Origin of the sequence: Micromonospora sp. DT31 (assembly GCF_049841795.1) — a bacterium.
Lineage (GTDB): Bacteria > Actinomycetota > Actinomycetes > Mycobacteriales > Micromonosporaceae > Micromonospora.
On record NZ_JBNCKZ010000008.1, the window covers coordinates 16,654 to 40,370 of the forward strand.

A 23,717-nucleotide genomic window follows, 5' to 3' on the forward strand; every position below is an offset into this window, starting at 1 on the left:
GCCATGGCTGGAGCCACCTGGGAACGCTGCGTCCGCGAGGTGACGCTGTCGGCGGATCCGTACACCGTCGGTGAGGTCGGCTCGCGGTGGAGCAACCTGACCACCGCCCTCGCCCACCTGCGCGACTCCCTGGCCGGCCGCGCGTTCGTCGGCCCGGTCGCGTCCGGGCAGGAGCGCCCGCTGGCCGGCGGCCTCACGGGCATGCTCGGCGGCTGGAAGGGTGGCGGCGGCGACGCCTACCGTGAGCACCTGGGTGAGATCGGCAAGGACATCGAGGAGCTGATCACCCACGCCAGTGGCGTCAGTGGCGCGCTGTCGCGCATCGAGTGCGACATCCGTAAGGCGGTCGCCAGCATCCCGGTTCCGCTGATGGACAACTTCGGCTGGAACGAGTGGAGCCTGCCCGGCGGCACCCAGCTGGACGACGCCCGCGACGGCGAGAGCGAGTCCGGCTTCCTCACCGCCCTGCGCAGCGACTACCAGGCCAACCAGGGGTTGTACGCCGACGGGGCGTTCCGCGACAAGGCCGACGACCTCGAAGCCACCATGAAGATCGACGGCCAGGCCAACGACCAGAAGCGCGGCGGCTGGTGGGACACCAAGTCGCACCTCGACAACTGGTACAGCGACAACCAGCAGGCGGCCCTCAAGGCCATGTCACCGTTGCCGGAGGCGGTGCAGGCCGAGCGCCCCAAGCTGGTCGTGCCGACGCCGCACGGCGGGCTGGACGACGGCTACCGCGCGGACACCAGGGTTCCCCCCTCGGGGCTGCCCGGCGGTGGGCTGCCGGGCGGTGGCGTGCCGGGTGGCGGTGGCGGTGCGCCGGGCGGCGGGATGCCGTCCCTGGGCAGCACCGGCGTCGGTGGTGGCATGCCCGGTGGCGGTTCGTTCACGCCGCCGAGCACCGGCGTGCCCGGCGGCGGCCCCGGCGGTGGCTCCTACACCCCACCGAACACCGGCACGATTCCCGAGCTCGGCGGCCGCCCCGGTTCCGGTGCTCCCGAGTACGGCAGCGGCCTGGCCGGCGTGGGTTCGCCCGGCACGATCACCGCGGGCTCGCCCGGCACGGCCTCGGTGGGCGCGCCGGCCACCCTCGGCGGCGGGCTGAGCGCCGGTGGTGGTGGCTTCGGCGGCGGTGCTGGTCTGGGTTCGGCCGGAGGGATCGGCGCGGCCGGCGGAATGGCGATGGGCGGCCTGCCCGGCATGGTCGGCGGCGGTAACGGCAAGGTCCCGCCGCTGACCAGTGCGGCCAGCGCGCTGAAGGCCGCAGCCGCCGCGGGCCCGGGCGCCGCGGGCGCGGGCGGGATGCGTGGCGGGACGGCCGGCGCGGGCATGATGGGCGGCGGAATGATGGGTGGTGCGGGCGGCGCCGGTCACGGCGGCGGCGCGGCGGGACACTCGTCGTGGTTGACTGAGGATGACGATCCGTGGGGTGCCGGTGACGGTGGGTCCCCGGGCATCCTGCGATAAGGACGGACGGATGAGGGTGCACGTCGGCGCGCTCCGGCCGGTGGTGGCCGGGCTGGCGGCCGGGCTGATGGTGCTGGGGGCCGCGCAGCCCGCGGTCGGCGCCCCGCGCCGGTCCGAGCAGTGGTATCTCGACGAGTTGCGGATCGACCGGGCACACCAGATCTCCACCGGACGGGGCGTCGTGGTCGGCGTGGTCGACTCCGGCGCCGACACCAACCACCCGGACCTGCGTGGTCAACTCCTGGCCGGCGGCACCACCTTCGGCTCCGGCGACGGCCGGCGCGACCCGGAGGGCCACGGCACCCACATGGCCGGCATCATCGCGGCGAACGGAGCCGGGGTCACCGGTGTCGCGCCGGACGCCCGGATCCTACCCATCCGTAAACCGGCGGACGAACTCGGCGACCCGGGCCACTCCGCGGTCGGCATCCGGATGGCCGTCGACGGCGGCGCGAAGGTGCTCAACCTGTCCTACGGGCACGCCGGAGACATCGACGCCGGCGAGCAGGCCGCGGTCCGGTACGCGCTGGAGCGCGACGTGGTCGTGGTGGCCGCCGCCGGCAACGTCCGCAAACTCGGCCCGGACATCGCCGCGCCCGCCAAGATCCCCGGCGTGATCGCGGTGACCGGCACGACGCGGGGCGGCGGCTTCTGGTCCGGGTCGGCGCAGGGCCCGGAGGCGGTCATCGCCGCGCCGGGGGACGAGGTCTACAACATCGGCCCCGACCGGGGCTACGGCTGGGGTGACGGCACCTCCGACTCCAGCGCCATCGTCGCCGGGGTCGCGGCGTTGATCCGGTCGAAGTACCCGAACCTCTCCGCGCCCGACGTGATCAATCGGATCATCCGCACGGCCCGGGACGCCGGCCCGCCCGGCCGTGACCCCCGGTTCGGCTTCGGCCGGGTCGACCCGGTGGCGGCGCTGACCGCCGACGTGCCGTCGGTGGCGGCGAACCCGCTGCTCGGCGCCGCCCCGCCCGGCGCCTCCGCGCCGCCGGCCGCCGCCGAGGACGAAGACTTCGACGTGACCGACTACGGCGACCGTGGCGGCCCCACCGACCAGCAGGTCATGGTGATCGGCATCGGGATCGCCGTGGTGCTCGTGGTGCTGCTGGCGTTGGTGGTGTTCCTGATCTGGAACCGCCGTCGGCACCGGCGGGAGCTGGCCCGGGCCTCCGCGGTCCCGGACGAGGTGTTGGACCGGATGGACAACGGTGGGCAGGGTGCGCCGGTCCAGCCGGTGCCACCCCATGGCTACGCCCAGCCGGGCGGATATCCCCAGCCGGGCGCCTACCCCCAGCCGGGCGGCTACCCCGCGCCGGGCCCGGGCGCCTACCCGCCCGCGGGCCAGGGGCAGCCCACGCCGCCCGGCCGCAGCCCGTACGCCCCGCCCCCGCCGCCGCCGCGCACCTGACCCCGCGGCCTCCGCCGCCGGCCGCGGCGGAGGCCGCCTCTGCCGCCGACCCCTGATCGGGGCGGGGCCGTGGTGGGGTACGTGGTGGTTTGGGGTGGCGTGCGGTGGCCCCGCCTGTGGCGCGCGTCGGGCCCTGCGCCAGGATGGTGCGGATACGCAGGCACAGCCCGAGGAGTCACGATCGCCAGAAAGCCTCAACCCGAGGGCGGCCAGGCACCCGTCGTCCAGCGGATCCGTATCCGGTACGCCAAGCGTGGGCCGCTGCGGTTCACCTCGCACCGGGACTTCGCCCGGGCCTTCGAGCGCGCGTTGCGCCGCGCCGGTGTGCCGATCGCCTTCTCCCAGGGCTTCACCCCGCACCCCAAGATCTCGTACGCCTCGGCGGCGCCCACGGGCGTGGCCAGCGAGGCGGAATACCTGGAGATCGGGCTGCGCGAGCGGGTCGACCCGGCGCGGCTGTGCGCGGCGCTGGACGCGGCGCTCTCGCCCGGGCTGGACGTGCTCGACGCGGTCGAGGCCGCCGGGGGAAGCCTCGCCGACCGGATCGAGGCGTCGCACTGGCGCATCGAGCTGCCCGAGGTGGATCCACAGGTGCTCGGTGCGGCGGTGGCCGCCTTCACCGCCGCCGAGGAGATCCAGGTCGAGCGGATGACCAAGCAGGGGCGGCGCACCTTCGACGCGCGTGGCGCCGTGATCCGCATCGATGTGCTGCCGTCGACTGAGACGCCTTCCGGGGCGGCGACCGTACCGTGTGCGATACTCGAACTGGTCGTGCGGCAGGTCACCCCGTCCGTACGGCCCGATGACGTCCTGTCCGGCCTCCGTGCGGTGGCCGCCCTGGAGCCGCCGGTGACCCCCAAGGTGATCCGGCTGGCGCAGGGCACGCTGACCGCGCAGGGCGAGATCGTCGATCCGTTGGACGCGGACCGCGACGGGGCAACCATCGGAGAGCGCTGACCGTCGGTCAACGCTCTGGCAGGCAGACTTCGGCGGACGCGCGCCCGCGTGCCCGGCGGAAACACCTTTGCGGCAACCCTGCGTGGCAGCGCTCACCCGCGCCCGGGGCGGCCAGAACTGGAGAACGTCCATGCTCGAGAACGAGCCCGAGGGCGGCGAACGGACCGGCGAGCAGCCGGCCGGGACGACCGCCGACCGTGCCGCCACCACGTCCGGCAACGCCGAGGGAGTGACTGCTCCCGGCAACGCCGAGGGAGTCACCGCCTCCGGCAACGCCGAGGGCGCCGCCGAGACGAAGCCGCCGGCGCGTAAGCGGGCCAGCCGCCGCAAGGCCGCCCCGCTGAACCAGCCGGAGCAGACCGACGCGCCGGTCGAGGCTCCCGCGACGGCGACCGGCAGCGGCGAGTCGCCGCAGGCCGAGGTGCTCGCACCGGTGGCGGGGGAGTTGGATCCGGCGCCGAAGACCACCCGCCGTCGCCGCAAGGCAACCCCGGCGAAGGCGGTCGAGGAGCCGGTGACCGCCGCCGGGGCGGAGGTCACCTCGGACGAGGTGGTGCCCCCGGTCAAGGTGACCCGGACCCGTCGCCGTAAGGCCACACCGCCCACCGAGGCTGTCGAGTCGCCTACCGCCGCGGTCGATGCCGTGATCGACGGCCCGGTCTCGACCCCCGGGGTCGGGGACGTGGTCGCCGAGGGCCGCGCGGAGATCGGCGGGGGAACGGCTCCCACCGGACCGGCCGCCGCCGAGGTGACCGCCCCGGGCGCCACCGTCGGCACCGGGGAACCGGACGCCGAGGAGGACGAGCCGGTCGTGGGTGCGGCCGGCGCGTCGACACGTGCCGACGAGGCCACCGTGGCCCGCGCGGGCGGGCCGGCGGACACCACAGGCGTGGTGTCGACCGGCGCCGCGGTTCCGGGCCTCGCCGACGAGCCGGCCGAGGAGGTGCGGCCCGCCGGGCGTCGGCGCCGCGCCGCGCTGTCCGCGCCGACCGTCCTGTTCATGGCCCCACAGCCCGACGAGGCCCCCGCTGTCCAGGTCACGTACCCGGCCGCGGAGGAGCCCGTCGAGGAGCCGGCGGAGACCGGGCGGCGTCGTCGCCGGGGCCGCCGGGAGGCCGAGCCGGTCGAGGCGGAGGCCGAGCCGGAGGCGGTCGAGGAGACGTCGGTCGACGAGGCCGAGGAGATCGACGAGGACGACGAGGACGACGAGACCGCCGCGGCTCGCCGCCGTCGTCGCCGGGGCCGTCGGGGTCGCGGCCGGGGCAAGGGTGGCGCCGACGAGGCCGACGACGAGGACGAGGAGTCCGGCACGGCGGAGACCGCCGAGGACGAGTCCGACGAGTCGGGCGAGGACGAGGAGCCGGACGGCGAGGGGATGACCCGTCGCCGTCGCCGTCGTCGTCGCCGGGGCTCGGGCGACGCGGAGACCACCGCCGAGGACGGCGTGCCCACCGTCGTCAAGATCCGGGAGCCGCGCAAGCCGGTCGACGAGGTGCAGGGCGTCTCCGGCTCGACCCGGCTGGAGGCGAAGCGGCAGCGCCGCCGGGACGGTCGCGAGCAGCGCCGCACCCGCCCGCCGATCCTGAGCGAGTCGGAGTTCCTGGCCCGCCGGGAGGCGGTGGACCGGGTGATGGTGGTCCGCCAGCGCGGCGACCGCACCCAGATCGCGGTGCTCGAGGACGGTGTGCTGGTCGAGCACTACGTGACCCGCAACTCCTCCGGGACCATGGCCGGCAACGTCTACCTGGGCAAGGTCCAGAACGTGCTGCCCAGCATGGAGGCGGCCTTCGTCGACATCGGGCGCGGACGCAACGCGGTGCTGTACGCCGGTGAGGTCAACTGGGACACCACCGGCCTGGAGGGGCGGGCCCGTTCGATCGAGCAGGCGCTGCGCTCGGGCGACTCGGTGCTGGTGCAGGTGACGAAGGACCCGATCGGGCACAAGGGCGCCCGGTTGACCAGTCACATCGCGCTCTCCGGTCGACACCTGGTCTACGTGCCCAACGGCAACGCCTCCGGGATCAGCCGCAAGCTGCCCGACACCGAGCGCAAGCGGCTGCGGGACGTCCTCAAGAAGCTGGTGCCCGACGGTGCCGGCGTGATCGTCCGGACCGCGGCCGAGGGGGCCAGCGAGGACGAACTGGCCCGGGACGTCAAGCGGCTCCAGGCGCAGTGGGAGGACATCCAGGCCAAGTCGACCGAGGGCGGGGCCCCGGTGCTGCTCTACGAGGAGCCGGACCTGGTCATCCGCGTGGTCCGGGACCTGTTCAACGAGGACTTCCGCGAACTGGTCATCGAGGGCGAGACCGCGTACGACCTGGTCGAGTCGTACCTGTCGCACGTCTCGCCCGACCTGGTCGCGCGGCTGCGCCGGTACGCCGGTGTGCAGGACGTGTTCGCCGAGTACCGGATCGACGAGCAGATCCTCAAGGGGCTGGACCGCAAGGTCTTCCTCCCCTCCGGCGGTTCGCTGGTGATCGACCGCACCGAGGCGATGACCGTTGTCGACGTCAACACCGGCAAGTACACCGGTTCCGGCGGCAACCTGGAGGAGACGGTCACCCGCAACAACCTGGAGGCGGCCGAGGAGATCGTGCGCCAGCTGCGGCTGCGCGACCTCGGTGGCATCGTGGTGATCGACTTCATCGACATGGTGCTGGAGTCGAACCGGGAGCTGGTGCTGCGCCGGCTCACCGAGTGCCTCGGTCGGGACCGCACGAAGCACCAGGTGACCGAGATCACCTCGCTCGGCCTGGTGCAGATGACCCGCAAGCGGATCGGGGCGGGCCTGCTGGAGGCGTTCAGCGAGACCTGCGAGTGCTGCAAGGGCCGGGGGGTGGTCATCCACACCGAGCCGGTGTCGGAGAAGCCGCGCGCCGGCGCGGCGGAGAAGGTCAAGGCGGTCGCGTCCGCGGTCGTCGCGCCGGCCGAGGAGAAGGGCCGCCGCCGGGGTCGCAAGGCCGCCGCGGAGAAGCCCGCCGCCGAGGCCGCGCCGGAGCCGGCCACCGTCGAGCCGTCGTTGTCGGCCGAGCCGCCGGCCGCCGGGCCGGACCGGACGGTGGCCGAGGTGGCCAAGACCTCCGACGACTACTACGACACGCAGGGCTACGACCTGTCCCGGTACGGGGCGGACACGTCGGCCGCTCCGGCGGCCGCGGACAGCCGGGAGGGCGAATCGGCCCGGCTGGCCGCCGCGGACGACCCGGATGCGATCGGCGACGGGGACACCGACGACGACAGCGGTTCGCCGCGGCGGCGGACCCGGCGCGGTGGCGCCCGGCGGCGTACCCGGCCGTGAGGCGTCCAGCCGCGTGATGGTGGAAAGGCCCCCGCCCGAGCCCGGCGCGGGGGCCTTTCCACGCGTACCCCGGGCGGGCCGCGACGGGTCGCGTCGGCAGCCCGGCCGGCCCCGGTGGCGCCCGTGGCGAGTGCGGGCGGCGGCCCGGTTTGGGGGGCGGGCAGGGTATGGCGTACGCTGGCCTGCGGCGCACCTTTGTGTGCCTGAGTTCCCACGTGCCCGCTCCGCCGGTGTCACGGCTCCCGGCGAGACGCCGTGGGAACGGCCGGTAACGGTTCGAGCGCCGGTGACGGTGCAAGAGCCGGTAGCGGTGGAAGTGAACGCCAGCAGCCTCAACGACAGGGAGTCCGCCTCCGATGTACGCGATCGTCAAGACCGGCGGCAAGCAGTACAAGGTCGCCGAGGGCGACGTGATCGAGGTCGAGAAGCTCGCCGGCGCGCCCGGCGACGCGGTGAAGCTCACCGCGGTGCTCCTCGTCGACGGTGACGACCTGGTGACCGACGCGGCGAAGCTTGCCAAGGTCGCGGTGTCCGGCGAGATCGCCGCGCACACCAAGGGCCCGAAGATCCGGATCCACAAGTTCAAGAACAAGACCGGCTACCACAAGCGCCAGGGTCACCGCCAGCCGTTGACCCAGGTCAAGGTGACCGGCATCTCCAGCGGGAAGTAGGTCGTCCTCCAATGGCTCACAAAAAGGGTGCGTCCAGCTCGCGTAACGGTCGTGACTCCGCGGCCCAGCGGCTCGGCGTGAAGCGCTTCGGTGGTCAGGTCGTCAGCGCGGGTGAGATCCTCATCCGGCAGCGTGGCACCAAGTTCCACCCCGGTGACCTGGTCGGCCGTGGCGGCGACGACACGCTGTTCGCGCTGTCCGCCGGTTCGGTGCAGTTCGGCACCAAGCGCGGTCGCAAGACCGTCAGCATCGTGCCGCAGCAGTAGTTCTGAAGGCGTGGCGGGCCGCGGACCTCGGGTCCCGGCCCGCTTCGCTTTTTCACGTGCGGGGCGCACCCCGCTGGAAGGATTGGCGTCGTGACGACGTTCGTTGACCGGGTCGTCCTGCACATGCAGGCCGGCGACGGCGGGCACGGCTGTGTCTCGATCCACCGGGAGAAGTTCAAGCCGTTCGGCGGCCCCGACGGCGGTAACGGCGGCCACGGTGGCAGTGTGTCGCTGGTGGTCGACCCGCAGGTGACCACGCTGCTCGACTTCCACTTCCGGCCGCACCTGAAAGCGGACAACGGCAAGGGTGGGGCCGGTTCGAACCGGGACGGCGCCAACGGCCGCGACCTGCTGATCAAGGTGCCGAACGGCACCGTGGTGCAGACCCTCGACGGCGAGGTCCTGGCCGACCTGGTCGGGGTGGGCACCACCTTCGAGGCGGCCCGGGGCGGCCGGGGCGGGCGGGGCAACGCCTCACTGGCCAACGCCCGCCGCAAGGCGCCCGGCTTCGCCGAACTGGGGGAGCCCGGTGACCGGCTTGACGTGGTGCTGGAGCTCAAGAGCGTCGCCGACGTCGGGCTGGTCGGTTTCCCGTCCGCCGGCAAGTCGTCGCTGATCTCGGTGATCTCCGCGGCCAAGCCGAAGATCGCCGACTACCCGTTCACCACGCTGGTGCCCAACCTGGGCGTGGTCCGGGTGGACAACCACACCTTCACCGTCGCCGACGTGCCCGGCCTGATTCCGGGCGCGGCCAGCGGCAAGGGCCTGGGCCTGGAGTTCCTCCGCCACGTCGAACGCTGCGCCGTCCTGGTGCACGTGATCGACACCGCGACGTTGGAACCCGGCCGGGACCCGGTCGCCGACATCGATGCCATCGAGGCGGAGCTGTCCCAGTACGGCGGGCTCGCCGACCGGCCCCGACTGGTCGCCCTGAACAAGGTCGACGTGCCGGACGGTCAGGACCTCGCCGACATCGTCCGCCCCGACCTGGAGGCGCGCGGACTGCGCGTCTTCGACGTCTCCGCCGCCACCCGCGAGGGCCTGCGGGAGCTGACGTACGCGATGGCCGAGCTGGTCGACCAGGGCCGCCGTGCGGCCCCGCCGGCCGAACCGACCCGGCTGGTGATCCGCCCGAAGGCGGTCGACGACGCCGGTTTCACCGTCGAGGCCGAGCCGGACGGTTCGTACACGGTGCGCGGCAGCCGCCCGGAGCGCTGGGTCAAGCAGACCAACTTCGACAACGACGAGGCCGTCGGCTTCCTGGCCGACCGGCTGGCCCGCCTGGGCGTGGAGGAGAAGCTGGCCAAGGCCGGCGCGCAGGCCGGCGACCTGGTGCGCATCGGCGACCGGGAGTTCGACTGGCAGCCCACCCTCTACGCGGGCACCGACTTCGTGCCCGGCAACCGGGGCACCGACGTGCGGCTGGAGGAGAAGTCGAACCGCCCGTCCGCGTCCGACCGACTGGCCGCCCGTAAGGCCCGCCGGGTGCAGGAGGACGGGACCGAGGTCGAGGCGGGGCCCGCGGCGGCCCCGGACGTCGAGTAGCCGTTTCGCGTCGAGTAGCCGTTTCGGCGGCCGACGCCGGAAACCTCCGCGACATCTGGCGGCCCTACCGTACGAGGATGCTGATCGAGTCCCGTCCCCCCACCGACCCGGAGATCGCCGCGCTGGTGGTCGCCCAGCAACGCGAGTTGCGGGACGCGGACGGCGGGTTGGACGGGCAGGTCACCGTCGTGCACACCGACATCCGCTACCTGGCGGCCGTGGTCGGCGGTCGGGCGGTCGGCTGCGGTGGCCTGCAGGCGCTCGACGCCGACACCGGCGAGCTGAAGCGGATGTACGTGCTGCCCGCGTACCGCGGACGGGGCATCGCCCGGCAGTTGCTGGTGGCGTTGGAGGAGTTGGCCTTCCGGCAGGGGCACCGCACGGTGTGCCTGGAGACCGGCACCTACCTGCCGGCCGCGATCGGGCTCTACCGGTCCAGCGGCTACGAGCCCGTCCCGGTCTACGGCGAGTACGTCGACAACCCGTACAGCGTGTGCTTCGCAAAGCGGCTGCCGGTGGCCGCCTGACCGCTCAGGCGTTCGTCTGCGCGTGCGGCGCGGTGACCGGCTTGGACTCCCGGGCTGGCGTGCTGGCGCAGCACGATGCTGAGCAGGATCAGCGCGCCGACGGCGAGGAACTCGCTCTGCCAGTTCTGCATCGACTGGAACCAGAAGTCACTGGTGCCGAGGAACTGCCAGGCGCTGATCGGGGCCGCCCCGCTCGCCAACGCCTCCTCCTGGTTGTAGGCGGTTACGCCGCCGAAGAGGTGACCGAGGAACGCGCCGCCGAAGATCATCAGCAGGGCGATGGCGAGACTGTTGCGGTAGACCACCAGGGGCAGCCCGCCGACCCGTACCGGCCACGGCGAGTCCGGGGCGGCGTGGTCACGGTTGTCCTCCGGCCGGTCCGTCTCATCCGGCGGCTTCGACTCGGCCGAGCCCTTCTGCACCAGGTACGCGGTGAGCAGCACGTAGCCGCCCATCTGGAGGAACTCCGACTCCCAGTTCTCGAACACCGCCTCGGCGAAGTGCCCGGTGCCCAGGTAGGCCCACCAGCTCAGCGGCTCGGCGCCGTACCGGGTCAGTTCCTCGTTGTGCACCTGCCAGCCGAAGACGCTCTGCAACACCGGGAAGACCAGGAACGCGCCGAGCATGGCCACCGAGAGCAGGTTGTCGCGCAACCACCGTGGCATCACCGGACCTCCTCGCCCGCGCCGCATCTACCGCCCGTGTGGGCGCTCCTGCCCCCGGATCGACCGGGGCAAACGCCGGCCCGGCGTGTCGTGCCTGGTCAGGGGCGGTCGAAGGGGGTGTCCAGTCGGCCCCCGGTGCCGGCGTCGTCGTTGAGCAGCAGGCCGGTGGCGAGCATCCCGAAGCCGAGGAACAGGTGCAGCCAGTTGTCGGCGTCGTTCACCGGCACGAAGTTCACCGGGGTGTCCCGGTCGATGGCGAAGCCGTACAGCCACAGCACCAGGTAGAGTGCGCCGCCGCCGGCCAGGAACACCCGCGCCCCGGCCAGCCGACGGGCCATCACCAGCCCCACCAGACCGAACAGCAGGTGCACCAGGTTGTGCAGCACCGACACCTGGAACACCCCGAACAGTTCCGCGCCGGAGTGGTGACCGGCGAACGTCATCTCGCCGTAGTGGGTGGTGACGCCGGGCACGAAGCCCAGGATGCCGATCAGCGCGAAGACGGCGGCCGCCGCGAGGGCGACCTTCTGCACCGCAAGCCGGGCCGGCGCGTGGTCGCGCGCGTCACGTGTCATCCCTGTCACCCCCGTGAACCCCCCCGCCCCGGTGGGCAGGCATCCCATTCTGTGACGCGACCGGGCCGCTTCCGCAGAGAATTTACGAATCAGGCATGGACCCGCCGACCTGGGGTAGGGCAGTTGTCACGCGGAAAACATCGCGTACACCCCTCGGAGATCACCCGCTGGGAACACACGAGCGGAAGGGACACCATGACTCAGGATTTCTCCCCCACGTCCGCCACGTACGAGTCGACGAACGGCGGCGTACGCGACCAGGCGCGCCAGGTCGGTTCGGATGCCGCAAGCGCGGGCGGCGCGGTCGCCCAGACCGCCAAGGAGCAGGGCCAGGAGGTGGTGGGCGAGGCCAAGCGGCAGGCCCGCGACCTCTACGGCGAGGCCCGCAGCCAGGTCACCACGCAGGCTGGCCAGCAGCAGCAGCGCGCCGCGAGTGGCCTGCGGTCGCTGGCCGACGAGATGCGCACGATGGCGCAGCAGGGCGGCGGCTCCGGCCCGGTGACCGGACTTGCCCAGCAGGCCGCCGAGCGGGTGCAGGGCGTGGCCGGCTGGCTGGAGCAGCGTGAGCCGGGCGACCTGCTCAACGAGGTGAAGGGCTACGCCCGCCGCAACCCCGGCACGTTCCTCGTCGGCGCCGCGCTGCTCGGTGTGGTCGCCGGCCGGCTCACCCGCAACATCGCCGCGGTCGGCGACGACAACGGCGTCCGTCCGGCGTACGACCCGGACCGCACCGCCGTCATCCCGACCACGCCCGCCGTGCCGGCGCAGACGACGCCGCCGGGTGGCTACCTCGACCCGACGCCGGGCACCTACGCCGAGCCGGACCCGGGCTACTCCGCGCCGGGCGCGACCTACCCGGGCGGCGGCGCGCCGAACACCTGGGCCGACCCGGTGGGCGGCACCGGTCAGCCGCTGCCCCCGCCGGAGCGCACCGACCCGCTGCCGGGCGTCCCGTCCACCGGCGCTCCCCGCCCGTGACCCGCCGCGCAGGCAGAAGGGAGGCGACGGCATGACCGTGCCGACGCAGGACCCCGGTTACCAGGCGGCGGGTGCGCCGCACCAGGCCGACGAGGTGCGCGGAAGCTCCCTCGGTGAGCTGATGCGCCAGGTCACGACCGACCTGTCGACGCTGATGCGGCAGGAGGTCGAGCTGGCCAAGGCCGAGATCCGCCAGGAGGGCAAGAAGGCGGGCAAGGCCGCCGGCTTGTTCGGCGGCGCCGGTTTCGGCGGCTACATGGTGGCGCTGTTCGTGTCGATCGCCCTGTGGCAGTTCCTCGACAACGTCATGGACTCCGGGCTGGCCGCGCTGATCGTGGCGGTGCTCTGGGCCGTGGTCGCCGCGGTCCTCTACTCGATGGGCAAGAAGAACGCCGAGCGGGTCCGTGGCCTGAAGCAGACCAACGACAGCGTGCAGCGCATTCCCGACGCGCTCAAGCCGCACCCGGAGGGAGTCATCCGATGAGCACCGATCCCGAGCAGATCCGACGCGAGATCGAAGCGACCCGCAACAACCTCAGCTCGGACGTGGACGCCCTGGCGTACAAGGTCAGCCCGAGCCGCATCGTCGACGACCGCAAGCAGCGTGCACGCAGCGCGCTGACGAACGTGAAGGACAAGGTGATGGGAACCGCATCCGACCTCGGCCACAGCACCGGCCACGCCGCCCACTCGGTGGGCGACCACGCCTCCTCGATGGCGTCCACCGTGGGCGAGAAGGCCCACTCCGCCGCCTCCACGGTGGGCGACGCCGCCCAGCGGGCACCGCAGGTGCTGCGCCAGAAGTCCGAGGGCAACCCGATCGCCGCCGGGTTGATCGCCTTCGGCGTCGGCATGCTGGTCTCCTCGCTGATCCCGGCGACCCGGCGCGAGCAGCAGGTCGCCGCCCAGGTCAAGGAGAAGGCGACCGAGCACGGCGGGGTGGTCAAGGACAAGCTCGGCGAGGTCGCCGGTGAGCTGAAGGACGAACTGCGTGAGCCGGCGCAGCACGCCGCCGATTCAGTGCGGACCACGGCGCAGCAGGCCGCGCACGCGGTCAAGGACGACGGCCGCGCCGCCGCGCAGGACGTGCGGCACAGCGTCGAGCAGACGCGCTCCTGAGGTGTCCGGCGGGGGCCCTTTCTATCGCCTGGCGGTAGGAAGGGCCCCCGCGGCGTACCCGGGGCGGTATGGAATGGAGGAGTGATGAGCAGCAACGCAACGAGATGGGCGCTGGCCGGCGCCGCCGCCGCGACGGCGCTCGGGGTCACCCGGACAGTGGCCCGACGTCGGCGCCGGCACCAACCCGACCGCGAGGACGGCTGGTACGTGGTGCACCGCGGGATCACCGTCGACCGGCCGGTGGACGCCGTGATCGGCTTCTGGACGGATCGGGAGCGGCTCGACCGGAGCCTGGCCGAGTGGGCCACGCTGGAGCAGCTCGACGCGAACCGGTGGCGCTGCGTGGCGGCCGATCCGGCCGGCGACGGCACCCAGTGGCGGGCCGAGATCACCGTCGACGGCCCCGGGCAGTTGAGCTGGCGGGTCATCGACGGGCCGGTCGCCCAGCGGGGCCGGGTCGAGCTGGTCGCCGCGCCGCAGGACCGGGGCACCGAGATCCGCGCCGAGCTGCGCTGGCGTTCCGGCCCGCTGCGGCGCGCGGTCGGGCTGGTCGGCGGGGACGACCCGGACCTGGCGCTGCGCACCACGCTGCGCAGGATCAAGTCGCTGATCGAGACGGGCCAGGTGATGGACACCCGGCACGACCCGTCCGGGCGCAGCCCGCGCCAGGAGCGGGCAACGGACAAGGTACGCGAGAAGCTGATGGTGGGAGGTCGACCGTGAGGGCGTTGTGCTGGGAGGGCGTCGGCAAGCTCGCCGTACGCGACGTGCCGGAGCCGACCATCCGCTCGGCCGGCGACATCATCGTCAAGGTGCGGGCCAGCAGCGTCTGCGGCTCCGACCTGCACCTGATCAACGGTTACCTGCCGGCGATGCGCGAGGGGGACGTACTCGGCCACGAGTTCATGGGCGAGGTGGTGGAGACCGGTCCCGACGTACGGCGGATCTCCGTCGGCGACCGGGTGGTCGTCGGTTCGGTGGTGGCCTGCGGCGGCTGCTGGTACTGCCGCACCGAGCAGTACTCGCTGTGTGACAACTCGAATCCGCAGCCGGTCTTCACCGAGAAGCTGTGGGGCCACTCGCCCGCCGGCATTCTCGGCTACTCGCACGCGGCCGGCGGTTACTCGGGCAGCCACGCCGAGTACATCCGGGTGCCGTTCGGAGACGTCGGCGCGTTCACCGTGCCCGACGGGGTGCCGGACGACTCGGTGGTGTTCGCCTCCGACGCCATGCCGACCGGCTGGATGGCGGCCGACTTCTGCGGCCTCAAGGGCGGCGAGGTGGTGGCGGTCTGGGGCGCCGGCGGCGTCGGCCAGATGGCCGCCCGGTCCGCGCAGATCCTCGGCGCCGAGCGGGTCGTGGTCATCGACCGGCTGCCGGAGCGGCTCGCCACGGCCGCGGACCGGTTGGGCGTGGAGACGATCAACTACGCGGAGACCGACGTGCTGGAGGCGCTGCGGGAGTTGACCGCCGGTCGAGGGCCGGACGCCTGCATCGAGGCGGTCGGGATGGAGTCGCACGACGTCGGGCCGACGTACGCGTACGACAGGGCGAAGCAGGCCGTCCGGGCACAGACCGATCGACCCACCTCGGTCCGGCAGGCGATCATGGCGTGTCGCAAGGGCGGCACGGTCAGCATCGTCGGCGTGTACGGCGGGCTGGTGGACAAGTTCCCGCTCGGCGCGGCCATGAACAAGGCGCTCGTGCTGCGGATGGGGCAGATGCACGCCCAGCGCTACATCCCGATGCTGTTGGACCGGATCGCGACCGGCGAGATCGACCCCGGCTATCTGGCAACCCACCCGATGTCGCTGGAGGACGGCGCCCGGGGCTACGAGATCTTCGAGAAGAAGCAGGACGGCTGCCTGCGCAGCGTGCTGCACCCGCAGGCGGCGTGACAGTCGACCGGGGTGCGTCCGCTCAGGGGAGCGGGCGTACCCCGTCGACCACCAGCCCGCCGGCCGGCAGCGCCGGCATGGTGCCCAGGTCGAGCGCGAGGTCCTGCGGCGGCACCCGGTAGCTCATCGCGCCGGTCAGGTTGGCCACCGCCCGCTTCATCAGCTCGATCGTGATCCACTCACCGGCGCAGCGGTGGCCGGTCAGGTGGTCCCCGCCGCCCTGCGGGACGAGGCCGTACGGGTCGTCGCGCCAACCGGCGAAGCGCTCCGGGCGGAACTGTTCCGGCTCCGGCCACAGCCCGGGGTGGTGGTTGGTGCCGTACAGGTCGAGCAGCACCCGACGGCCCTGCGGGAACGTGTGGCCCTGCCACTGGAACGAGCGGCGTACCCGGGCCGCGGCGACCGGGAAGAACGGGTAGTGGCGGCGTACCTCCTGCACGAACTGCTCGGTCGCGGCGTCGTCACCGCGCACCCGGTCCCGCCACTGCGGGTGGTCGTGCAGGGCCAGCGCGGCGAAGACCACGTACCGGTCCACCGCGACCGTCGGGCGCAGCCCGTTGAGCAGTTCCACGGCGGCGATCCGGCGGGGCAGGAGCTGACCTGTGCCGTCCCGGTGTCCGGCGACGACGCGCAGCACGCTGCTCTCGGGGCTCGGCGCCGCGCCCGCGCGGACCCGGTCGACGAGCGCACCGGCCCAGCGTTCGGCACGGCGGCGGGCCAGCCGTCCGCGCCAGTGCCGGGGACCCAGCGCGGCCGGTGCCTCGATCATGGCGTGCATCTCGGCGGTCCGGGCGGGTACGTCGGCGTCGGCCAGCGGCACCCCGGCCCAGGCCCAGACGGCCTCGGTGAGCAGCTTGCCCACCTCGTCGTAGAGCACCACCGGGCCACTGCCGGCCCAGTCCGGGAGGCGTGCCCGCCACCGGTCGTCGAAGATCTGCCCGAGGCGTCGGACCGCGTCCGGCGTCATGACGGACATGAGCATTGCCTTGCGGTCGTGGTGATCCGCGCCGTCGAGGCCCTGCACGCCACCGACTCCGGTGAGGGTGCGTTGTCCGCGTGTCGGCATCGCGCCGCGCCGGACGAACCGTTCCTCGTCGTAGAACAGCTCGGCGGCCTCCCGACCGCGTAGGCAGATCGTCGGCTCCAGCAGCAGTCGGGTCTGGAAGATGTCGGTGCCGAGACGGTCGCAGCGGGTGCCGACGAAGCGGTAGCCCTCGCGCAGGAAGGCCAGGGTGCTGTCCGGGCTCCGATCGCTCGGCATGGTGCTCATCGGGACAGCTCCTGATGCGGTTTGCTCCGGCACGACGTTTGCTCCGGCACGACGTGCGTTGTCTACCCGCGGCGACGCGGCCGAATCCCCTATTCCAGCAGCTTCACCCCGGCCCGGGAGGGGCCAGCGCGATGCCGGGCTGGCCCCTCCCGGCAGGCGGAAAAGCTGGTTGTCTCGGAGGGACGCGGACCGCCGCCCGCCAGCACGGGGCCGGCGATGACCAGGGACGACGGGGAGGGCACGGATGCGTAACGAGAAGGTGGCCCGGTGGCGCGAGACGGCGGACGGCCGGCTGGGCCGGGGCCCGGCCCCGGCCGCCCCGGGCGGGCGGCCGGAGCCGCTGATCGGCGGCCCGCGCCGCCCCGGGGGCCGCCCGCCGCGGCACTTCACCGTGCACCTCGGCTTCGCGGCCACCGACACCGCCGTCGCCCGCGAACTGGCCGTGGCGTACGCCGAAGCGCTCGGGCTGCTCCGCCCGGAGCTGGCCCTCGGTGCGGCTGCCCTGTCCCCGGCCGACGCCTGGCACCGCGCCGAGCGGCTGTTCTGCGGCGCGGTGGGCCCCGACGGCGAGCGGTGTGCCGACGTGGCCGGCCATCCCGGCTTCCACCATGCGCCCGGCCCGGGCGGGCTGGGCTGGGGCGACGGTGACTGAGCCGGCCCGTTCAGTCCAGGTCGAACTCGCCGTCCTGGGCGCCCGCGACGAACGCGTCCCACTCGGACTGGGTGAAGACCAGCACGGGGCCGCCCGGCTCGGCCGAGTTGCGCATGCCGATCAGGTCGTCGACGAAGGCCACTTCGACCGCTCCCTCGGACGTGTCGCCCTCCGCTCGCTGCCATACCGCCCGAGAGAGGTCGAAATCGCCCTTGGGGTGCTGGCCCATCGTTGTTCCTCCATCGCCTTGCGTAACGACGAGGCCCGGGCGGACCTCATCGGGCAGGATAAGCGGATGCCGAGCCTGACCCGTGCAGAGGCGACCGCGCGTCGCGCGTCGATCACGGTCGAGTCCTATGCGGTGGACCTCGACCTGACCGGCGACGCCGAGTGGTTCCGCTCCGCCGTCACCATCCGGTTCCGGGCGACCCCCGGCGCCGACACGTTCGTCGATGCCAAGCCCCACCGGCTCCTGCGCGTCCGCCTCAACGACCGTGACCTCGACCTGGCCCTGCTGGACGACGGGCGGTTGCCGCTGGCCGGGCTGGCCGAGTCCAACACGCTCACCGTCGAGGCCGAGATGGCCTACTCCAACACCGGCGAAGGGCTGCACCGGTTCGTCGACCCGGCCGACGGCGAGACCTACCTCTACGCGATGTCCTTCCTGGACGACGCCCCCCGCATCTTCGCCGCGTTCGACCAGCCCGACCTGAAGGCGCCGGTGACGCTCGCGGTCACCGCGCCGCCGCGGTGGACGGTCGCGGCCAACGGCGCGGTGGCCGACCGGCCGGCGCCGGGGCGCTGGGAGTTCGCCCCCACGGCGCCACTGGCCACCTACTTCCTCACGCTGATCGCCGGGCCGTGGCACGAGTTGCGCGCCGAGCACGACGGCATCCCGCTCGGCCTCTACTGTCGAGGCTCGCTCGCCGAGCACCTGGACGCCGACGCCGAGGAGATCTTCACCGTCACCCGGCAGTGCCTCGACCGGTTCCACCAGCTCTTCGCCGAGCGTTACCCCTTCGGCAAGTACGACCAGGCGTTCGTGCCCGAGTTCAACGCCGGCGCGATGGAGAACCCGGGCCTGGTCACGCTGCGCGACGACTACATCTTCCGGTCCGCGGTCACCGACACCCAGCGCGAGCGGCGGGCCACCACCATCGCCCACGAGATGGCGCACATGTGGTTCGGTGACCTGGTCACCATGCGCTGGTGGGACGACCTCTGGCTCAACGAGTCCTTCGCGGAGTACCTGGGCACCCGGGTCACCGCCGAGGCGACCCGGTTCGACCAGGCCTGGACCACGTTCGCCATCCGCCGCAAGAGCTGGGGCTACACGGCCGACCAGCGTCCCTCCACCCACCCGGTGGCGCCGCCGGAGGTGGCCGACGCCGCGCAGGCCCTGCTCAACTTCGACGGCATCTCGTACGCCAAGGGCGCCAGCGTGCTGCGCCAGCTCGTCGCGTGGCTCGGCGACGACGCCTTCGTCGCCGGGCTGAACGCGCACTTCGCCGCGCACCGGTTCGGCAACGCCACGCTCGCCGACCTGCTGTCCAGCCTGGGTGCGGCGAGTGGCCGCGACCTGACCGGGTGGGCGGAACGCTGGCTGCGCCGCGCCCAGGTGAACACGCTGCGGGTGGAGACCACGGTGGACGCGGACGGCCGGTGGGCCGAGGTGGCGGTGGTCCAGACCGCACCGCCGAGCCACCCGGTCCGGCGCCCGCACCGCATCGCGGTGGCCCACCACGTCGCCGACGGCCCGACCCGCCGGTTCGACGTCGACCTCGACCCGGACTCCGACGGCGGCCGTACGCCGCTGCCGGAGTTGGCCGGGCAACCCGCCACCGGCCTGCTGCTGCCCAACGCCGGCGACCTGACGTTCGCCAAGATCCGGCTCGACCCGGCCTCGGTGGACGCCGTGCCGAGGCTGCTGCCCGACCTCGACGACCCGCTGGCGCGGGTGTTGCTGTGGAGCGAGGCGCTGGACGCGGTGACCGACGGGGAGCGGCCCGCGGCCGCTCTGGTCGAGCTGATCGCGGTGGCGTTGCCGGCGGAGCCCGAGGTGACGATCGTCGAGGAGGTGCTGACGCTGAGTCGACGCCTGATCGACCGCTACCTCGACCCGCTCGCCCGCGACGCCGCGTTGGCGCGGGTGGCCGCTGCCTGCGCGACGCTGCTCGGCGGAGCCCGCCCGGGTAGTTCGTTGCAGCTCGCGGCCGCGCGCGGGCTGATCGGGGCGACCACGGACACCGGGTTGCTTGCCGGCTGGCTGGCCGGCGAGGGTGTCCCGTCAGGGCTCGCGGTCGATCCCGAACTGCGGTGGGCGGTGCTGTACCGGCTGGTGGTCCTCGGGGCGGCCGGCGCGCCGGAGATCGACGCCGAGGCGACCGCCGATCGCAGCGCCACCGGTGCCGAGCGGGCCGCCGCATGCCGTGCCGCACTTCCCGACGCGGACGCGAAGCGTGCCGCGTGGGAGATCATCGCCCGCAACACCGAGCTGTCCAACCGGCTGGTCGAGGCGACCGCGGAGGGCTTCTGGCAGCCCGAGCAGTCCGAGGTGACCGCCGGGTACGTGGAACGCTACTTCGCCGACATGCCGGCGGTGGCACGCCTGCGTACCGCGTGGGTGGCCGACTCGGTCGCGGTGGCCGCGTTCCCCCGCTACGCGGTGGCGCAACCCACCCGGGAGTTGGCCGCGGCGCTGCTGGCCCGCGACGACCTGACGCCCGGCCTGCGTCGGTGGGTCACCGACCTGGACGACGACATGCGCCGGGCGCTGGTGGCCCGCACGGCGGTGGCCGCCGCCGGCGCCTGACCGGCCGGCGGCACGCCGGGCGGTATCGGCCGCCCGGCGTGCGCCGCGGACCCCACCCGGGTCGCTCCGGCGCGCGGCCTAGGATCGCGGGGTGGAGGAAGACATCCGGCGGATCGGCATCATGGGCGGCACGTTCGACCCGATCCACCACGGCCACCTGGTGGCGGCGAGCGAGGTGGCCGACCGGTTCGGGCTGGACGAGGTGGTCTTCGTGCCGACCGGGCAGCCGTGGCAGAAGGCGGACGAAACGGTCAGTCCGGCCGAGGACCGCTACCTCATGACGGTGATCGCCACCGCCTCCAACCCGCGCTTCCAGGTGAGTCGGGTCGACATCGACCGGGGCGGCCCCACCTACACCGTCGACACGTTGCGCGACCTGCACGCCGAGTACGGCCCGAAGGCGCACCTGTTCTTCATCACCGGCGCGGACGCCCTGGAGCGCATCCTGTCCTGGAAGGACCTGGACGAGGTGCTCGAACTGGCGCACTTCATCGGGGTGACCCGGCCCGGCTTCGACCTCACCGACCAGCATCTGCCGGCCGACACGGTCAGCCTGGTGCAGGTGCCCGCGATGGCGATCTCGTCGACCGACTGCCGGGCCCGGGTCAGCCGAGGCGAGCCGGTCTGGTATCTGGTGCCCGACGGTGTGGTGCAGTACATCGCGAAACGGCGGCTCTACCGCCGATGATCTCGTCCGCCTTGTCCCGTTCCGTCCCTGAAATCCACCAGAACTGACAAGTCGTCACCCCGCCGGGTGTGAGAGGCTTGGAGAGTCGCACGGTTGATCGAAGGAGAACGGTGACAGTTTCCGAGCGCGCGCACGAGCTGGCGATCGCCGCGGCCCAGGCCGCGGCCGACAAGAAGGCACAGGACATCGTCATCATCGACGTGGGCGACCAGCTCGCGATCACCGACGCGTTCCTGCTGGCCGCCGCTCCCAACGAGCGTCAGGTGCTCGCCATCGTCGACGCCATCGAGGAACGCCTGCTGGAACTGCCGGAGAAGGCCAAGCCGGTGCGCCGCGAGGGCGAGCGCGGCGGCCGCTGGGTGCTGCTCGACTACGTCGACATCGTGGTGCACGTCCAGCACACCGAGGAGCGCGAGTTCTACGCCCTCGACCGGCTGTGGAAGGACTGCCCGCAGATCCCGTTCGTGGATCGCGACCTGGCCGACTCGGCCGCCGGCACCGCCACCGCCGAATGACCCGCCTGATCATCTGGCGGCACGGCAACACCGACTGGAACGCGGCGAACCGCGTCCAGGGCCAGACCGACGTGCCGCTCAACGACCTCGGCCGGGAGCAGGCCCGCGCCGCCGCCCCGGTGCTGGCCGCGCTGCGCCCGGACGCGATCGTCGCCAGCGACCTGCGCCGGGCCGCCGACACCGCCGCCGCGCTGGCGGCGCTGACCGGGCTGCCCGTCCGCACCGACGCCCGGCTGCGTGAGCGGCACTTCGGCCGCTGGCAGGGCCTCGTCCTCACCGAGGCGGCCGAGCGGTTCCCCGACGAGTACGCCCGCTGGCGGGCCGGTGACCCCGACCCGGGCGCCGACATCGAGAGCCTGGACGACCTGGGCGCACGGCTCGGCGCCGCGTTCCGGGACGCAGCCGACCTGGCCGCCGACGGCACCGTCGTGGTGACCACGCACGGCGGCGGCGCCCGGCAGGGCGTCGGCCACCTGCTCGGCTGGGACCACACGGTGCTGCGCAGCCTCGGATCGCTGGCCAACTGCCACTGGACCGAACTGCGCCGCGACGACGGGGTGCAGCGGCGCACCCGACCGGGCTGGCACCTGCGCGCGCACAACGTCGGTCTGATCACCCAGCCGGCGCTCACCGACGCGGTCTGAGACCTCCGGCCCCGGCACGTCACCGCCACATCGGCTAGCGTGCCGGTCATGCCCGTCGCGGTCGTCACCGACTCCACCGCCTACCTGCCCCCCGACCTGGCCCGTGCGCGCGGACTCACCGTCGTCCCGCTGACCGTCGTGCTCAACGGCGCCGAAGGGCTGGAGGGCATCGAGACGTCCCCGGCCGACGCCACCCGCGTGCTGGGCGGCCGGCGCGTCTCGGTGAGCACCTCACGCCCCGCGCCGGAACAGTTCGCGCAGGTTTACCGCACCCTGCTGGCCGAGGGCGCCGACGGCGTGGTGTCGGTGCACCTGTCCGCCGAGCTGTCCGGCACGGTCGAGGCCGCCCGCCTGGCCGCCGCCGAGACCGGCGACCGGGTCACCGTCGTGGACAGCCGATCCACAGGCATGGGCCTGGGCTTCCCCGCGCTCGCCGCCGCCGCTGCCGCCGCCGGTGGGGCCGACCTTCCCGGGGTACGCGACGCGGCGCTCGACGCGGTCGCCCGCACCACCATCTTCTTCTACGTGGACACGCTGGAGTTCCTGCGCCGGGGAGGCCGGATCAACGCGGCCGAGGCGCTGTTCGGCACCGCACTGTCGGTCAAGCCGATCATGCACATGCCGGACGGCGCGATCGTCGTCAAGGACAAGGTTCGCACCGCCAGTCGAGGGGTGGCCCGCCTGGTCGACCTGGCCGCCGAGGCAGCCGGCGACGCGGAGGTGGATCTGGCGGTGCACCACCTCGCCGCCCCGCAGCGCGCCGAACAGTTGCTGGCGGCGCTGACCGAACGGCTGGGTGAGCGGCTGCACGACACGTACGTCACCGAGGCCGGCGCGGTGGTCGCCGCCCACGCGGGCCCCGGACTGGCCTGCGTGGTGGTCCACCGCCGCCCATGACCACCCGGTCGGCTCCCGGGTGCCGGTCGGTGGGGGGCAGGACTCCGGGGTGGATCTCCGTGGCGGGGGTGGCCGGATGAGTGCCGGGTCCTACGTCGTCACCGGGGGCGGCCGGGGGATCGGCCGGGCCGTCGTCGAACGGCTGGCCGCCGACGGTGGCACGGTGGTCGTCGTCGAGCGGGACGGGAACGCGCTGGGCTGGCTGGCCGGGCACCCGGCCGCCGACCGGCTGCACGCGGTCACCGGCGACGCCGGCGACGAGGCGGTCACCGGGCGCGCCGCCGACCGCGCCGAGGCCGCCGCCCCGCTGACCGGGTGGGTGAACAACGCCGCCGTCTTCCGCGACGCCGCGCTGCACCACACGCCACCGACCGAGGTGTTCGACCTGATCGCGGCCAACGTGCGCCCCGCCGTGGTGGGCGCCGGCACCGCCGTACGCCGGTTCCTGGCCGCCGGCACCGGTGGCGCGATCGTCAACGTCTCCTCCCACCAGGCCCGCCGGGCGGTGCCGGGCGCCCTGCCGTACGCCACCGCCAAGGCGGCCGTGGAAGGGCTGACCCGGGCGCTCGCCGTCGACTACGGCCCACGGGGAATCCGGGTCAACGCGGTCGCGCTCGGATCGATCCACACCGAGCGCCACGCCGCGTACCTCGCCGGGCTCGACGCGGGCGGCGTGGAGCACGTCGAGGCGGAACTGGCTCGGCTGCACCCGCTCGGCCGGATCGGGCGTACCGACGAGGTGGCCGAGGTGGTCGCGTTCCTGCTCTCGGGCCGGGCCTCGTTCGTCAACGGCGCGACGGTCCCGGTGGACGGGGGACGGGCCGCGCTCGGCCTGGACCCGGAGGCCCGCTGACCG

24 protein-coding genes are annotated in these 23,717 nt (G+C 73.5%); 20 read left to right on the forward strand and 4 right to left on the reverse strand.

What is annotated here, in order from left to right; translation table 11 throughout:
• Positions 1-3: 3 nt before the first annotated feature.
• From ACLQ2X_RS15470 to ACLQ2X_RS15505, 8 genes are all read left to right on the forward strand, one after another.
• Positions 4-1,470, forward strand: coding sequence for a hypothetical protein (locus ACLQ2X_RS15470; RefSeq protein ID WP_425681717.1), 1,467 nt, complete (start codon positions 4-6; stop codon positions 1,468-1,470).
• A gap of 10 nt (positions 1,471-1,480) precedes the next feature.
• On the forward strand, positions 1,481-2,884 hold the full coding sequence (gene mycP / locus ACLQ2X_RS15475) for a type VII secretion-associated serine protease mycosin (protein WP_425681718.1): 1,404 nt from the start codon (positions 1,481-1,483) through the stop codon (positions 2,882-2,884).
• Between the two features lie 237 nt (positions 2,885-3,121).
• Complete coding sequence (locus ACLQ2X_RS15480; protein ID WP_425681953.1) at positions 3,122-3,841, forward strand: TIGR03936 family radical SAM-associated protein; 720 nt, start codon at positions 3,122-3,124, stop codon at positions 3,839-3,841.
• Between the two features lie 130 nt (positions 3,842-3,971).
• Positions 3,972-7,139 (forward strand): Rne/Rng family ribonuclease, encoded by a 3,168-nt coding sequence (locus ACLQ2X_RS15485; RefSeq protein ID WP_425681719.1) that lies wholly within the window; start codon positions 3,972-3,974, stop codon positions 7,137-7,139.
• Between the two features lie 356 nt (positions 7,140-7,495).
• Entirely contained in the window at positions 7,496-7,810 is a 315-nt protein-coding gene (gene rplU / locus ACLQ2X_RS15490; protein ID WP_018787289.1) for a 50S ribosomal protein L21, read from the forward strand.
• An 11-nt stretch (positions 7,811-7,821) separates the two neighbouring features.
• Positions 7,822-8,076, forward strand: a complete 255-nt coding sequence (rpmA, locus tag ACLQ2X_RS15495; RefSeq protein ID WP_091072397.1) for a 50S ribosomal protein L27 — start codon at positions 7,822-7,824, stop codon at positions 8,074-8,076.
• A 90-nt stretch (positions 8,077-8,166) separates the two neighbouring features.
• The gene (gene obgE / locus ACLQ2X_RS15500; RefSeq protein WP_425681720.1) at positions 8,167-9,621 is read left to right on the forward strand and encodes a GTPase ObgE; all 1,455 of its coding nucleotides are present in this window, start codon (positions 8,167-8,169) and stop codon (positions 9,619-9,621) included.
• Between the two features lie 77 nt (positions 9,622-9,698).
• Positions 9,699-10,148 (forward strand): GNAT family N-acetyltransferase, encoded by a 450-nt coding sequence (locus ACLQ2X_RS15505; RefSeq protein ID WP_425681721.1) that lies wholly within the window; start codon positions 9,699-9,701, stop codon positions 10,146-10,148.
• Here ACLQ2X_RS15505 and ACLQ2X_RS15510 read toward each other — a convergent pair.
• The gene (locus ACLQ2X_RS15510; protein ID WP_425681954.1) at positions 10,082-10,813 is read right to left on the reverse strand and encodes a DUF6766 family protein; all 732 of its coding nucleotides are present in this window, start codon (positions 10,811-10,813) and stop codon (positions 10,082-10,084) included. The genes ACLQ2X_RS15505 and ACLQ2X_RS15510 overlap by 67 nt on opposite strands.
• Positions 10,814-10,911: 98 nt before the next feature.
• Positions 10,912-11,388 carry a DUF4383 domain-containing protein gene (locus ACLQ2X_RS15515; RefSeq protein ID WP_425681722.1) on the reverse strand — a complete coding sequence of 159 codons (477 nt, stop codon included), beginning with the start codon at positions 11,386-11,388 and terminating at the stop codon, positions 10,912-10,914.
• Between the two features lie 195 nt (positions 11,389-11,583).
• On the opposite strand from ACLQ2X_RS15515, the gene ACLQ2X_RS15520 reads away from it, so the two are divergent.
• The 5 genes from ACLQ2X_RS15520 to ACLQ2X_RS15540 all read left to right on the forward strand — a co-directional run bounded on the left by ACLQ2X_RS15520 (position 11,584) and on the right by ACLQ2X_RS15540 (position 15,383).
• Positions 11,584-12,366: a hypothetical protein gene (locus ACLQ2X_RS15520; protein ID WP_425681723.1), complete on the forward strand. Its 783-nt coding sequence runs from the start codon at positions 11,584-11,586 to the stop codon at positions 12,364-12,366.
• 31 nt (positions 12,367-12,397) lie between these two features.
• Positions 12,398-12,850 carry a phage holin family protein gene (locus tag ACLQ2X_RS15525; RefSeq protein ID WP_425681724.1) on the forward strand — a complete coding sequence of 151 codons (453 nt, stop codon included), beginning with the start codon at positions 12,398-12,400 and terminating at the stop codon, positions 12,848-12,850.
• Complete coding sequence (locus tag ACLQ2X_RS15530) at positions 12,847-13,485, forward strand: DUF3618 domain-containing protein (protein WP_425681725.1); 639 nt, start codon at positions 12,847-12,849, stop codon at positions 13,483-13,485. Before ACLQ2X_RS15525 ends, ACLQ2X_RS15530 begins: the two co-directional genes overlap by 4 nt.
• An 84-nt stretch (positions 13,486-13,569) precedes the next feature.
• Positions 13,570-14,208 (forward strand): cyclase, encoded by a 639-nt coding sequence (locus ACLQ2X_RS15535; RefSeq protein WP_425681726.1) that lies wholly within the window; start codon positions 13,570-13,572, stop codon positions 14,206-14,208.
• Positions 14,205-15,383, forward strand: coding sequence for a zinc-dependent alcohol dehydrogenase (locus tag ACLQ2X_RS15540; RefSeq protein ID WP_425681727.1), 1,179 nt, complete (start codon positions 14,205-14,207; stop codon positions 15,381-15,383). The genes ACLQ2X_RS15535 and ACLQ2X_RS15540 overlap by 4 nt, the downstream gene beginning before the upstream one ends.
• Positions 15,384-15,405: 22 nt before the next feature.
• Here the strand turns inward: ACLQ2X_RS15540 and ACLQ2X_RS15545 are convergent, their stop codons facing one another.
• The gene (locus ACLQ2X_RS15545) at positions 15,406-16,653 is read right to left on the reverse strand and encodes a cytochrome P450 (protein ID WP_425681728.1); all 1,248 of its coding nucleotides are present in this window, start codon (positions 16,651-16,653) and stop codon (positions 15,406-15,408) included.
• A gap of 244 nt (positions 16,654-16,897) precedes the next feature.
• On the opposite strand from ACLQ2X_RS15545, the gene ACLQ2X_RS15550 reads away from it, so the two are divergent.
• Positions 16,898-17,305 carry a hypothetical protein gene (locus tag ACLQ2X_RS15550; protein ID WP_425681729.1) on the forward strand — a complete coding sequence of 136 codons (408 nt, stop codon included), beginning with the start codon at positions 16,898-16,900 and terminating at the stop codon, positions 17,303-17,305.
• 10 nt (positions 17,306-17,315) lie between these two features.
• On the opposite strand, the gene ACLQ2X_RS15555 is transcribed toward ACLQ2X_RS15550, so the two are convergent.
• Positions 17,316-17,534 (reverse strand): DUF397 domain-containing protein, encoded by a 219-nt coding sequence (locus ACLQ2X_RS15555; RefSeq protein ID WP_425681730.1) that lies wholly within the window; start codon positions 17,532-17,534, stop codon positions 17,316-17,318.
• Between the two features lie 66 nt (positions 17,535-17,600).
• Between ACLQ2X_RS15555 and pepN the strand changes: the two genes are divergently transcribed.
• From pepN to ACLQ2X_RS15585, 6 genes are all read left to right on the forward strand, one after another.
• Positions 17,601-20,117, forward strand: a complete 2,517-nt coding sequence (pepN, locus tag ACLQ2X_RS15560; protein WP_425681731.1) for an aminopeptidase N — start codon at positions 17,601-17,603, stop codon at positions 20,115-20,117.
• A 91-nt stretch (positions 20,118-20,208) separates the two neighbouring features.
• On the forward strand, positions 20,209-20,805 hold the full coding sequence (gene nadD / locus ACLQ2X_RS15565; protein WP_425681732.1) for a nicotinate-nucleotide adenylyltransferase: 597 nt from the start codon (positions 20,209-20,211) through the stop codon (positions 20,803-20,805).
• Between the two features lie 110 nt (positions 20,806-20,915).
• Positions 20,916-21,320: a ribosome silencing factor gene (gene rsfS, locus ACLQ2X_RS15570; protein WP_425681733.1), complete on the forward strand. Its 405-nt coding sequence runs from the start codon at positions 20,916-20,918 to the stop codon at positions 21,318-21,320.
• Positions 21,317-21,964 carry a histidine phosphatase family protein gene (locus tag ACLQ2X_RS15575; protein WP_425681734.1) on the forward strand — a complete coding sequence of 216 codons (648 nt, stop codon included), beginning with the start codon at positions 21,317-21,319 and terminating at the stop codon, positions 21,962-21,964. The genes rsfS and ACLQ2X_RS15575 overlap by 4 nt, the downstream gene beginning before the upstream one ends.
• 48 nt (positions 21,965-22,012) lie before the next feature.
• Positions 22,013-22,861 carry a DegV family protein gene (locus ACLQ2X_RS15580; protein ID WP_425681735.1) on the forward strand — a complete coding sequence of 283 codons (849 nt, stop codon included), beginning with the start codon at positions 22,013-22,015 and terminating at the stop codon, positions 22,859-22,861.
• Positions 22,862-22,937: 76 nt separating this feature from the next.
• On the forward strand, positions 22,938-23,714 hold the full coding sequence (locus ACLQ2X_RS15585) for an SDR family NAD(P)-dependent oxidoreductase (RefSeq protein WP_425681736.1): 777 nt from the start codon (positions 22,938-22,940) through the stop codon (positions 23,712-23,714).
• The last annotated feature ends 3 nt before the right edge of the window (positions 23,715-23,717 follow it).

Coding starts and splice junctions, on each gene's coding strand:
- ACLQ2X_RS15470 (WP_425681717.1), top strand. CDS start 4: ATGGCTGGAGCCACCTGGGAACGCTGCGTCCGCGAGGTGACGCTGTCG.
- mycP (WP_425681718.1), top strand. CDS start 1,481: ATGAGGGTGCACGTCGGCGCGCTCCGGCCGGTGGTGGCCGGGCTGGCG.
- ACLQ2X_RS15485 (WP_425681719.1), top strand. CDS start 3,972: ATGCTCGAGAACGAGCCCGAGGGCGGCGAACGGACCGGCGAGCAGCCG.
- rplU (WP_018787289.1), top strand. CDS start 7,496: ATGTACGCGATCGTCAAGACCGGCGGCAAGCAGTACAAGGTCGCCGAG.
- rpmA (WP_091072397.1), top strand. CDS start 7,822: ATGGCTCACAAAAAGGGTGCGTCCAGCTCGCGTAACGGTCGTGACTCC.
- ACLQ2X_RS15505 (WP_425681721.1), top strand. CDS start 9,699: ATGCTGATCGAGTCCCGTCCCCCCACCGACCCGGAGATCGCCGCGCTG.
- ACLQ2X_RS15510 (WP_425681954.1), bottom strand. CDS start 10,813: ATGCCACGGTGGTTGCGCGACAACCTGCTCTCGGTGGCCATGCTCGGC.
- ACLQ2X_RS15515 (WP_425681722.1), bottom strand. CDS start 11,388: ATGACACGTGACGCGCGCGACCACGCGCCGGCCCGGCTTGCGGTGCAG.
- ACLQ2X_RS15520 (WP_425681723.1), top strand. CDS start 11,584: ATGACTCAGGATTTCTCCCCCACGTCCGCCACGTACGAGTCGACGAAC.
- ACLQ2X_RS15525 (WP_425681724.1), top strand. CDS start 12,398: ATGACCGTGCCGACGCAGGACCCCGGTTACCAGGCGGCGGGTGCGCCG.
- ACLQ2X_RS15530 (WP_425681725.1), top strand. CDS start 12,847: ATGAGCACCGATCCCGAGCAGATCCGACGCGAGATCGAAGCGACCCGC.
- ACLQ2X_RS15535 (WP_425681726.1), top strand. CDS start 13,570: ATGAGCAGCAACGCAACGAGATGGGCGCTGGCCGGCGCCGCCGCCGCG.
- ACLQ2X_RS15545 (WP_425681728.1), bottom strand. CDS start 16,653: ATGAGCACCATGCCGAGCGATCGGAGCCCGGACAGCACCCTGGCCTTC.
- ACLQ2X_RS15550 (WP_425681729.1), top strand. CDS start 16,898: ATGCGTAACGAGAAGGTGGCCCGGTGGCGCGAGACGGCGGACGGCCGG.
- ACLQ2X_RS15555 (WP_425681730.1), bottom strand. CDS start 17,534: ATGGGCCAGCACCCCAAGGGCGATTTCGACCTCTCTCGGGCGGTATGG.
- pepN (WP_425681731.1), top strand. CDS start 17,601: ATGCCGAGCCTGACCCGTGCAGAGGCGACCGCGCGTCGCGCGTCGATC.
- ACLQ2X_RS15575 (WP_425681734.1), top strand. CDS start 21,317: ATGACCCGCCTGATCATCTGGCGGCACGGCAACACCGACTGGAACGCG.
- ACLQ2X_RS15580 (WP_425681735.1), top strand. CDS start 22,013: ATGCCCGTCGCGGTCGTCACCGACTCCACCGCCTACCTGCCCCCCGAC.
- ACLQ2X_RS15585 (WP_425681736.1), top strand. CDS start 22,938: ATGAGTGCCGGGTCCTACGTCGTCACCGGGGGCGGCCGGGGGATCGGC.